9 protein-coding genes and 1 pseudogene are annotated in these 10,639 nt (G+C 70.2%); 5 read left to right on the top strand and 5 right to left on the bottom strand.

Going from position 1 to position 10,639, the window contains the following annotated elements; translation table 11 throughout:
- Window positions 1-242 precede the first annotated feature (242 nt).
- A complete protein-coding gene (locus FB471_RS00775) occupies window positions 243-1,514 on the top strand; it encodes an MFS transporter (RefSeq protein WP_141995453.1) in 1,272 nt (423 codons plus the stop codon).
- A 596-nt stretch (window positions 1,515-2,110) separates the two neighbouring features.
- On the opposite strand, the gene FB471_RS00770 is transcribed toward FB471_RS00775, so the two are convergent.
- Window positions 2,111-2,407, bottom strand: a complete 297-nt coding sequence (locus tag FB471_RS00770; RefSeq protein WP_141995452.1) for a putative quinol monooxygenase — start codon at window positions 2,405-2,407, stop codon at window positions 2,111-2,113.
- A gap of 133 nt (window positions 2,408-2,540) precedes the next feature.
- On the opposite strand from FB471_RS00770, the gene FB471_RS00765 reads away from it, so the two are divergent.
- Window positions 2,541-3,119, top strand: a complete 579-nt coding sequence (locus FB471_RS00765) for a TetR/AcrR family transcriptional regulator (RefSeq protein WP_141995451.1) — start codon at window positions 2,541-2,543, stop codon at window positions 3,117-3,119.
- Window positions 3,120-3,330: 211 nt separating this feature from the next.
- On the opposite strand, the gene FB471_RS00760 is transcribed toward FB471_RS00765, so the two are convergent.
- Both FB471_RS00760 and FB471_RS00750 read right to left on the bottom strand, forming a co-directional pair.
- The gene (locus tag FB471_RS00760) at window positions 3,331-4,038 is read right to left on the bottom strand and encodes a thioesterase domain-containing protein (protein ID WP_141995450.1); all 708 of its coding nucleotides are present in this window, start codon (window positions 4,036-4,038) and stop codon (window positions 3,331-3,333) included.
- A gap of 659 nt (window positions 4,039-4,697) precedes the next feature.
- Window positions 4,698-5,714, bottom strand: a complete 1,017-nt coding sequence (locus tag FB471_RS00750) for an acyltransferase domain-containing protein (protein ID WP_141995449.1) — start codon at window positions 5,712-5,714, stop codon at window positions 4,698-4,700.
- Window positions 5,715-5,881: 167 nt separating this feature from the next.
- Between FB471_RS00750 and FB471_RS00745 the strand changes: the two genes are divergently transcribed.
- The 3 genes from FB471_RS00745 to FB471_RS00735 are packed head-to-tail and all read left to right on the top strand — an operon-like array spanning window position 5,882 to window position 9,507.
- On the top strand, window positions 5,882-7,150 hold the full coding sequence (locus FB471_RS00745) for a beta-ketoacyl-[acyl-carrier-protein] synthase family protein (protein WP_281287376.1): 1,269 nt from the start codon (window positions 5,882-5,884) through the stop codon (window positions 7,148-7,150).
- Window positions 7,147-8,370, top strand: a complete 1,224-nt coding sequence (locus FB471_RS00740) for a ketosynthase chain-length factor (protein ID WP_141995447.1) — start codon at window positions 7,147-7,149, stop codon at window positions 8,368-8,370. The genes FB471_RS00745 and FB471_RS00740 overlap by 4 nt, the downstream gene beginning before the upstream one ends.
- Window positions 8,371-8,379: 9 nt before the next feature.
- Window positions 8,380-9,507 (top strand): acyl-CoA dehydrogenase family protein, encoded by a 1,128-nt coding sequence (locus FB471_RS00735; protein WP_141995446.1) that lies wholly within the window; start codon window positions 8,380-8,382, stop codon window positions 9,505-9,507.
- Between the two features lie 22 nt (window positions 9,508-9,529).
- Here FB471_RS00735 and FB471_RS34730 read toward each other — a convergent pair whose 3' ends face one another.
- Together FB471_RS34730 and FB471_RS35760 are read right to left on the bottom strand one after the other, a co-directional pair.
- On the bottom strand, window positions 9,530-10,054 hold the full coding sequence (locus FB471_RS34730; RefSeq protein WP_246076179.1) for an AfsR/SARP family transcriptional regulator: 525 nt from the start codon (window positions 10,052-10,054) through the stop codon (window positions 9,530-9,532).
- Window positions 10,055-10,129: 75 nt separating this feature from the next.
- Window positions 10,130-10,345 (bottom strand): annotated as a pseudogene (locus tag FB471_RS35760) (AfsR/SARP family transcriptional regulator); the annotation flags it as partial.
- Window positions 10,346-10,639 lie beyond the last annotated feature (294 nt).

Below are 10,639 nucleotides of genomic sequence, written 5' to 3'. Positions count from 1 at the left end.
GGTATCACGTTGTCCCTTTCGTCAGGGCGCGACGGGCACACCGCCCTCGCGCTCGGTGCCCGGCAGCGCAGCCACCGATCCATCACGACAGTGCTCACCTCCGTCGAGCAGGTGAATTCATGTGTCCCCCGGAAGAGTTACGGCCACCTTAATGAACATGGTTTCCGCTGTCGATAGCATCGCAAAAGCCCCGAGGTGACCCCACGGGCCACGCCAGCAAGTTAAGTTAGCCTTGCCTAAACATGCTATCCACTCCGACGGAGCAGCCGCGGTCGGGCACGGCCGGAAAGGACACCATGCGCAAGACCATGACTCCCCTACTCGTCACGGTGCTGGTGGTGTACTCGGCGCAGCAGTTGCTGATGCCGATCCTCGCGCCACTGTCCCGCGAGCTGTCCCTCACCGAGACCCAGCTCGGGCTCGTCGTCACCGTCGCGGCCGCGACCCTGACGATCGCCAGCCCGCTCTGGGGCCGGGCGCTCGATCGGCTCGGGCTCCGTACCGTGCTGCTCGCCGGGCTCGGCCTCGCGACGTCGGGCCTCGCCGGCTTCGCGGCGGTCGCCGCGATCGGCCTGGACGGCACGAGCGGGCCGGCGCTGACGTTCGGCCTGATGCTCGCCACCCGCAGCCTGCTCTTCGGGGCGGGCATCGCCGCGATCCCGGTAGCGGCGCTGGCCGTCGCGGGCACGGTCACCACGAACGAGACCGACCGCACCCGTGTCGTCGGTCTCGTCGGCGCGGCACAGGGCCTCTCCCTCGTGCTCGGCCCGGCCGCGGGCGGAACGCTCGCGCTGGTGTCGCTGATGTTGCCGTTGTACGTGGCGCCCGTACTGCCCCTGCTCCTCGCCGGCTGGGTCCTCACCGCCGTGCCGGGGGTAACCCCGGCACGGCCCGAGGCCGAGCGTCCGGCGAAGATACGCCCCTGGCAAGCACACCTCTGGCCGCTGTTCGCCATCGGTTTCCTGCTCTACCTCTCGCTCAGCCTCGTGCAGGTCATCATCGGTTTCCTCGTCGCGGACCGGCTCGGCCTCGATCCGCAGGCCACCGCCGGCGCCGTGGGTGTCGTGCTGTTCGTCTCCGGGCTCGTCCTCGTCGCCGTCCAGGGCGCCGTGGTGCCCAAGCTCGGCTGGCCGGCCCGCCGGCTCCTGCGCACCGGGATCCCGATCACGATCGCGGCATTCGCCTTGCTCGCCCTCGCCGGCCAGCTCTGGACGATGACCGCCGCGTTCGCCGTGCTCTCGCTCGGGCTCGGGCTCGCGATTCCCGGCTTCACCACCGCCCCCACACTCGCCGTCGGGCCGGATCAGCAGGGCTCCGTCGCCGGTCTGGTCAATGCCACCATCGGCGCCACGTTCGTCGCGGGTCCGCTGCTCGGCACCGCGCTCTACGAGCTGCAACCAGTGGCACCCGTACTCGCCGCGCTCGGCTCTGTCACCGCCGCACTCGGCCTGACCTGGGGCGCACCGGCCGCACACCGGATCGGCGAGAAGGCCGTGGCATCGGCGGCCGGCTGATCAATCCGGCACGCGGGTCGCCGGTTTCGCGAGTTTCGCGGGCGGCCCGGGCGGTCAAGCTCGTCGTCGGTGAGTCCGCTGCGCCAGCCGGACGGGATTGCCCTTGGCGGGAACGAGCGGGGCGGCGAAGGTGCCCACGACGCTTGCCAGTGCCGTCATCTCGGGGCAGGCCGCGGCCAAGCCTTCCACGCGTTCACGTTGCCGTTCGGTCAGATTCTCCGGTCGGGTCAGCGATCTTGTGGGTGATGATGTGATCACCCACAAGATCGCTGACACTCCCTTATAGATCCCACTGGGTCCGTGCTGGGGCCGTCGAGAGTGTCGGCGGCCCTGACGATGGCGATGCCGCAGGAGCGGCGGGTGTTGGGTGCGCCGATCGTGTCCAGGAACGTTTCGGTCGATCCGCGCACGGTGTGCGGGGCGGCGGTGCGGATCCGGGTCGCGGTGCCCGCCATGGGTTGCCGCCCTTCTGGCTTGCCCTGGATAACGGGGCCGCTTCGTGTAGCGGCCGGGCACGCTGCGCCGTATGATGCGGAGACTTTTACCCTGGATAAAGTTTGTTGTCCGGGGCATCGACACCGCCGGGACGACTCCGATCAGCTGATGGTGCGCAGCACAGCTGTCCTGGGGGGCTCGCGCAGTACCTTGATCGCCTCGTTCATCCCGCCCTCGGCGGCGTCTTTCATATGGGCGTGAAAGGCGTCCATGTCCTCCCATATCTGGACGGCGTAGAACGCGCCGGCGTCGTCGAGGTCGGCGTACTCGGTGGAGCTGATCAGTCCCGGCTTCTCGGAGGTCTGGATCGCGTGCAGCAGCGAATCGCGGGCCTGTCGCTCCTGACCGGGGGTGGCGTGGATCTCGATGAGGACGGTCACGGTGTCCTGGCTGCTCATGGCTTCATCTGCCCGTTCGTGGTCGAGGGGTCGGCAGGTTAGCCAACCCGATAAGAAGTGCAATAACTTCTTATTTGCGACGGTACGCCGCCGCTTTAAGATGTACAAGCACATCTTGTGAGAGGTAGTCGACATGCAGCGTAGGCGAGGCAGGGACCTGGAAGAGGCACTACTCGGGGCCGCGTGGGCCGAGTTGACCGAGCGCGGCTACGCGGGGTTCACCCTGGAAGCGGTGGCCAAGCGAGCCGGTACGAGCACACCGGTGATCTACCGCCGCTGGGCCAACAAAGCACTGATGGTCGAGGCGGCCCTGCTGCACGAAAGCTCCACACGGGTGGTCGATGTCCCGGACACCGGAACCTTGCGCGGTGACCTGATCAAGATGATGCAGGCGGCCAACCGTTCGCGGATCGACCTGCTCGTCGTCACCGCGGTGCTACTGGAAGACTACTTCGCCGAGCGAGGATCGAGCCCCGAACAGCTGCGCGCGCAGGTCCTGGCCGGCCAGAGCTCGGCGGCCGAGGCCATCATCGCGCGAGCGGTCGATCGAGGAGAAATCGCGGCCTCCATCCTGAAGCCGCACCTGACCTCGCTGCCCTTCGACCTGTTCCGGCACGAGGTGCTGATGACGCTGAAACCCGTGCCCGACACGGCCATCGAACGAATCATCGACGACATCACCATACCCCTGCTGACTCGCGGCGATGGATGATCCTCGCCGATGTGATCAGCGAGGCGACGGTGCCGCGGTGCGCACGCCGATACCGACCGCGCCACCCGACCCAGTGCCCGAGGCATGCGGCTGCGTATCGGCAGCCGCCGCCCAGGGCGACGGCGACGTCCGTGTCAACGGTCCCGCGACCGACACGACCGCCACCCACGGTGACGCGGGCGCATGCCGTGCCGGTCGCGACGGGCCATGTTTACCCGCCCTCGATGCCGCGGCCAGCCAGCACGGAACTCAACCATGTCGCCAGCGAGGATACGTTCGGGCTACGCGGCATCGAGAAGTGGTCGCCGAGTGCCTCGTGTGCCGTGATGCCCGCTGTCGCCAGGTCCCGCCAGCCCAGCAGCGGGTCATTGCCGAACACATCGGGCTGGTCGGCGGCCCTGACCACGATCACCGGGACGGTCAGGGCCGCGGGGCGGTGGTGGCGCATGGCGTGAATATGCGCCCTGGCGACCGCGCGCGCGTGCGGCGCGGTCAGCAGCGACCGGTGAATCGAGTGCTCGTCGAGGGACAGCATCGTCCTGGCCAGCGCGACGGGCACGCCGGACGCCTCGATGTCGTCGTCCCCGAGGTCGGGTGTGGCCAGCAGCCGGGGCACCGCGGCCAGATACGGCTCCCACGAGTCCAGGAACTCGGTGAGCCCGGCCAGCTGGTGCGCCATCTGCTCAGGGGCCCTGCCGTCGAGCAGCACGACCGGCCGGACCTCGTGCCCTTGCTCCAGCAACAGCCTGGCCACCTCGGTCGCGGTCACACCACCGAAGGACCAGCCACCCAGCAGGTACGGTCCGTCCGGCTGGATGTCCCGGATGTACCGCGCGTAGTGGCGGGCCAGCAGGACATCGCGTATGTCTAGTAAATAGACCAGAGGTAGGTCCCACGTCGACTTTGATGCAGATACCATCCGGTGGATGGGACACTGGGGCTCCAGGCCGAGTCGGCGGTCCTGACAGATGGCCCGTACTCGTTTCCCCGTGCCTGCCCACGTCGGCAACGGCCGGCCACGACACCACGGCAGGCCGAGTACCCGCTCACACCGTCGATCCCGACATCATCACGCGGCAGCGGTCCCAGATCGGACGGATGCTCGCTTGAGTCGGCGCCAGCAGATGATGCTGCATCCGATGCTCGGGAAGGCTTGTTCGACGGCCCACCGGTAGATGCCGAGTCCGGAGCCGTGCTCGGTGCCCCGGCGGGCGATCACAGGCTGGATGCCTTCGCTCCGCACCAGTGTGCGGAACCCGTCGTGGGCATGGGCGCGGTCGGCGTTGGACCCGCGCGGGTCGGCGACGAGTTCGCCCGCGGTGGCCGCGAATGTGCCGCCCGCGACCAGTCAATCAGCCCGGCGGCGTTCAATGGGCCAGCAACACCTCGTGCAGGCGTTGCCGCACCCCGGCTTCGATCCAGTCCCGCAGGCGCCGCCGGCAGGTCATCCCCGTGCCGTGCCCGGCGCACCCGCGACGCTGTCGCCGAGCACGCCGCGACCCGGGCCTGGTCCCACTGGCGCCGACACCGCCAGTGCCGCTCCCAACAAGCCCACCAACAGTACAGGCAAGCCCAACACTACGAAGTGCGGCCGGAGTACCACAGCTTGCGCGGTTCGTGGACCGGCTCGGCGATCGGCAACCTGCGGATCGCCGAGCGCCATGTTTCGAGCGTTCCCGCCGCACCAGGTGGTGAGAGGGCCAGCACCTCGCTGTGCCCTGAGCGCACCTTCGGATGGCGACGGGCAAGGGTCGTCAGTCCCGCACCGGGGCCGGATTCGACCAGGAGGTAGTTCCCCGTACCAAGCAGCCCCTCCAGCGCGGGCCAGAACAGGACCGGTTCGGCGACCTGGTGGGTCCAGAACGTCGGGTCGGTCGCCTCGGTTGAGGTGACCAGCCGGCCCGTCCTTGTCGACCGGATGGGCACGCGCGGCGACCGCAGTTCGAGCCTGGCCGCCACCACCGCCAGCCGCCGCGCTGCCTGCCGGACGGCGGGGCTGTGGAACGGTTGTCGGGAAAGCACCCGCGCGCACCGGAACCCGGCCGTCGACAGCTCGTGCTCTATTGTGGACAATTCGGGCTCGGTGCCCGCCAGCACGACCTGCCGCGGTGCGTTGACGGCGCCGAGTACCACGTGCGGGTACGCCTCCCGCAGGAAAGGGGCTACGTCGCGCGGGGCCGCCGCGACGGCGAGCATGCCGCCCGCGGGCACGTCCACCAGCACGGCCGATCTGGCGAGCAGTAGTCGCGCACATCCCGGGAGGTCGATGACCCCGGCCAGTACGGCCGCGACGAGCTCGCCCACGCTGTGCCCGAGCAGCACGTCGGGCCGGATCCCACCCGCCCGCAACGCCTGGCCCGCCGCGTAGCCGATGGCGAACAGCAACGGTTGCGCGCGCACGGCGTCGTCGATCGGCACCGCCGGTTCGTCGCTGAGCCAGTCCGCACGTATCCTCGCGCCCTCCTCGCCGAGGAGTCCGAAGACATCGTCCATAGCGCCGGTGAACGCCGGCTCGGTGCCGTAGAGCTCAGCGGCCATCCCCGGGTACTGCGCGCCCTGTCCCGGCAGCAGCAGGGCGACTGGGCGTCCGGCCATGCGGACTCCTTCCCGAAACGGTCAGTGGGTTGGCGCCTGCGACCCTGCCCGCCGTCGCTCGAGGCGGGCTCGGACCGCGCTCGCTCCCGCGAGCGACCCGTCCTCGAGCCGGTTTCGAGTCGGCGTCGCCATCTTCGGGGCCGGACCCACGAAGTATGGAGGAGACGGTGAACCGAACAGCGGTAATCACGGGGATCGGGGTCGTGGCGCCGGGGGGAACGGGCACTCACGCGTTCTGGGACTCGCTGACCGCCGGGCGCAGCGCGACCCGCCGCATCACGGCCTTCGACCCCGCTCCGTTCCGTTCTCGGATGGCCGCGGAGTGCGACTTCGACGCCACGTCGATGGGCCTCTCGTTCCGCGAGATCCGGCGGATGGACCGGGCCACCCAGTTCGCGGTCACCAGTGCTCGCGCCGCCGTCGAGGACAGCGGCCTCGACACCGGGCGCATCGACCCGCACCGGATGGGGGTCGCGCTGGGCACCGCGGTGGGCGCCACGACCAGCCTCGAGCGGGAGTACCTCGTGCTGTCGAACACCGGTCGGAAATGGCAGGTCGATCTCGAGTACTCGACCCCGCACCTGTACGACTACTTCACCCCGGGCGCGCTCGTGGCGGAGGTCGCCTGGGTGGTCGGCGCCGAGGGTCCCGGTTGCATCGTGTCCTCGGGCTGCACGTCCGGTGTGGACTCCGTCGGCTACGCCGCACAGCTGATCGGCGACGGAACGGTGGATGTCGTGCTGACCGGCGCGACCGAAGCCCCCATCTCGCCGATCGCGGTGTCCTGTTTCGACGCGATCAAGGCGACCTCGCCACGTAACGACGACCCGGAGCACGCCTCCCGCCCCTTCGACCGGACCCGGGACGGCTTCGTGCTCGGCGAGGGCGCCGCGGTACTCGTCCTCGAGTCCTACGAGCACGCCGTCCGCCGCGGTGCCCGGATCTATGCCGGGGTCGAAGGGTTCGCCACGCGGTGCAACGCCTACCACATGACTGGGCTCAAAGCCGACGGCCGGGAGATGGCCGAGGCGATCGTCGCCGCACTCGACCAGGCGCGGGCCGCGCCGACCGACGTCGACTACGTCAACGCGCACGGGTCGGGCACCAAGCAGAACGACCGGCACGAGACCGCGGCGTTCAAGCGGGCGCTGCACGAGCATGCCTACCGGGTTCCGGTCAGCTCGATCAAGTCGATGCTCGGTCACTCGCTCGGTGCGATCGGTTCCCTCGAGATCGCCGCGTGCGCCCTCGCCATCGAGCATGACGTCGTGCCGCCCACCGCGAACCTGCACGAGCAGGACCCCGAATGCGATCTGGACTACGTCCCGCTGACCGCTCGAGAGACCACAGTGGACACAGTGCTGTGCGTCGGAAGCGGTTTCGGCGGGTTCCAGAGCGCCATGGTGCTGCGCGGGCCGCGGGCGGTGGCGGCATGAGCGGGCGGCCGAGGGTGGTGGTCACCGGACTGGGTGCCGTCGCGCCGAACGGGATCGGGATCGACCGGTACTGGAAGGCGGTGCTGGAAGGGCGTGTCGGGCTCAACCGGCTCACCGGCTACGACAGCTCGGTGTACCCGGCTCGCGTGGCGGGCCAGGTGCTGGATTTCGACGCGGAGCAGCATGTTCCGGGCAGGCTTCTCCCGCAAACCGACCGGGTGACCAGGCTCGCCCTGCCCGCCGCCGAAGAAGCACTCGTCGACGCGGGCGTCGACCCTTCCGGGTTCCCCGAGTACGGCATGGGGGTGGTGACGTCGAACGCCATGGGTGGCTTCGAGTTCACCCACACCGAGGTCAACAAGCTGTGGAACAACGGCCCGGAGCACGTGAGCGTCTACGAGTCGTTCGCCTGGTTCTACGCGGTGAACACCGGGCAGATCTCTATCCGGTACGGGATGCGCGGACCGAGCGGGGTGGTGGTCGCCGAGCAGGCGGGCGGGCTGGACGCGATCGGGCACGCGCGGCGCACCATCCTCGCCGGCAGCACGCTCGCGGTGACCGGCGGGGTGGAGTCGGCCCTCGACCCGTGGGGATGGGTGTGTCACCTCTCCACTGGCCGGGTCAGCACGGAGCCGGACCCGGGGCTGGCCTACCGACCGTTCCACGCCGAGGCCGGTGGGTACGTGCCAGGCGAGGGCGGCGCGATACTGGTTCTCGAGGAGGAGTCGGCGGCGCGCGCTCGGGGCGCGGAGCCCTGCGGCGAGATCGCCGGGTACGCCGCGACGTTCGATCCGCCACCGGGCTCGACTCGTCCACCCGGGCTGGCGCGGGCCGCGCGAGCGGCCATCACCGACGCGGGGATGGTGCCGGCCGAGATCGACATGGTGTTCGCCGACGCCGCCGGCATACCGGAGCGGGACCGGCTGGAGTCGGCCGCGATCGAGCAGGTTTTCGGACCGGCCGGAGTACCGGTCACCGCGCCGAAGGCCGCCTTCGGACGGCTGTCCGCCGGCGGCCCCCCGCTGGACGTCGCGGCTGCCCTGCTGGCGTTGCGGGACCAGGTGATCCCGCCGTCCGGCCCGGTCGACTCGCCGGCGTACCAGCACCGGATGGACCTGGTGTGCCGGCGCGGCCGTGGCGCGCCGGTGCGCTCCGCCCTCGTGCTGGCGAGGGGGCACGGCGGCTTCAACGCCGCGCTCGTCGTCCGCGCGACCAACTGAGGAGGGACCGTGCCCATCAACCAACTGCCGACGCCCGTACCCCAGGCCAGGAAACTGTGCACCGCGGACCTCGTCGCGGCGGCCTCGGCCGATGCCGCCGAGGGCGAGTCCCGGCGCCGGCTGACCCCCGAGGTCGCGGAAGCCCTGCTGCGAGCGGGGTTCGCCCGGCATTTCGTGCCGAGTGCCCGGGGCGGCACCGCGGGCGGGTTCACCGAGCTCGCCGATGCGCTCGACGCCGTGGGCGGCGGGTGCCTTTCCGCCGCCTGGTGCGGGCTGATCTACGCTACGTCCGGCCGGATGGCCGCCTACCTGCCGCCGGAGGGCCAGCGGGAGGTGTGGGCGGAAGGGCCGGACACCGCCATCGTCGCCGGTCTCGTCCCCTCGGGGGAGGTCGAGCCCGCTCCCGGCGGTTGGCTGCTCAGCGGCTCGTGGCGGCCGGTCAGTGCGGTCGATCACGCCACCTGGGCGCTGCTGTGCGCGCCGGCCGGTGGTGCGCGGGAATCCGAGGCCCGGTTCTTCGCCGTGCCCCGGTCCGACTTCGCGGTCCGGGACACCTGGGACACGGTCGGTATGCGGGCCACCGGAAGCCACACGGTGGTGCTGGACGGGGTGCTGGTGCCCGAGCATCGGGTGTTCTCGCGTGCCGCGCTCATCGCTGGTGCCGCGGGCGCCGGCGCGCAGGCCTGCCACCGGGTGCCGCTACTCGGTGCCGCCCCGCCGCTGTTCGCCTCGGTGTCGGTCGGTGCCGCCAGGGCGGCCTTGCGACACCTGGTCGAGCTGACCGCGGCCAGGCCCGAAACGGCGCGCGAACCGGCCGCACTCGAGGCGATCGCCATGGCCGGTGCCGAGATCGACTCCGCTGCCATGCTGGTCCACCGTGCCTGCGCGGCGACGGACACGGCCACCCCGGTCGGCGCCGACGTTGCCGCCCGCGGCGCAAGGGACGCGGCGTTCGCGGCGCGGCTGCTGCGCGATGCCGTGCACCGGGCCTTCCTGGCCGGCGGTGGCCAGGCCCAGGACTCCGCGAGCCCCCTGCAGCGGATCTGGCGGGATGTGCACGGAGCCACCTCCCATGCGGTGCTGCGCTGGGAGCGCAACGCCGACCTGCACGCGCGGGCCCTGCTCGACGGCGGCTGAGTGGGCCCGGCCGGGCCCCGGGTCACCGCCTGGCGAGCAGCCCTCGAATGCCATAGGACTCCAGCTCGAGGCCCGGCTCGGCGTCCAGCACGGCGCGCTGCAGCTCGTGCAGCCACGGTGCGGGCTCCAACCCGAGTTCGTCCAGCATGGCCGTGCGGAGCCTGCTGAACACCTCGAGGGCCTGGGTCCGCCGCCCGCAGCGGTACAGCGCGACCATGAGCTGCCCGTGCACGCTCTCGTGGGTGCGGTCCAGCGCGGCCAGCGCGGAGAGGTCGTCGACGATGGCGTGATGCCGGCCGAGCAGCAGTTCGAGCTCGATCCGCCGTTCCACGATCAGGCGCCTGCGTTCTTCCAGCCGGATGACCTCGCCGGTCAGCACGGGGCCGGTCTCGATGTCGACGAGCGCGGGACCGCGCCAGAGCGCGAGTGCCGCCCGCAGCGCCTCGGCGGCGCCGTGGTGCTCCTCGTTGTCGAGGAGCCGGTTGCCCCACGCGGCCAGCCGGTCGAACTCGATGGCGTCACAGCAGCCGTCCCCAGCCCGGAGCAAGTACCCATTCGGGGCGGTAATCAGAATATTTCTCGCGACGTCGCCATTATGTTGATCGTCCACCGATCGCGATATGCGATTTCGCAACTGCATGACGTACGTCTGTAGTGTGGTGCTCGCACTGCGTGGCGGTTCGTCTCCCCAGAGTTCCTCGCGGATCTTGCTGACGGTCACCAAATTTCCCGCGTTCAGCGAGAGTAACGCGAGTAAGTTCCTTATTTTTCGCGCCGACGGGACTATGGAGACGTTGTTGATTGAAAATTGCAGAACACCCAGCAGTCCGATATGCATGACATCCTCGCTCGTACTCGGCTTCGAGTCCGGGTGTCGCGCCTGCTCACGAGGTGTCTCGGCGTCCGCGTCTTCCCCGCGTGCGGTCGCCGCGAGCCCCCTCAGTGAACTCCGGGAACCTGTTACCCGGACTGTACGCAACTCGTCACCGCCGGCCAGGCTGGCTGTTGCCGGACCACGTTGTCGGCACATGATGTACTGGTGATATCCCAGTCATCACCGGCCGCTACGGATGACTCCCCAGAAGGCTTCAGGTGGCCACCGCCGGCCTGTCCGGCGATGGCCACCATTCCT

It is taken from the genome of Amycolatopsis cihanbeyliensis, assembly GCF_006715045.1.
Taxonomy (GTDB): domain Bacteria; phylum Actinomycetota; class Actinomycetes; order Mycobacteriales; family Pseudonocardiaceae; genus Amycolatopsis; species Amycolatopsis cihanbeyliensis.
This window is presented reverse-complemented; position numbering and strand designations above follow the sequence as displayed.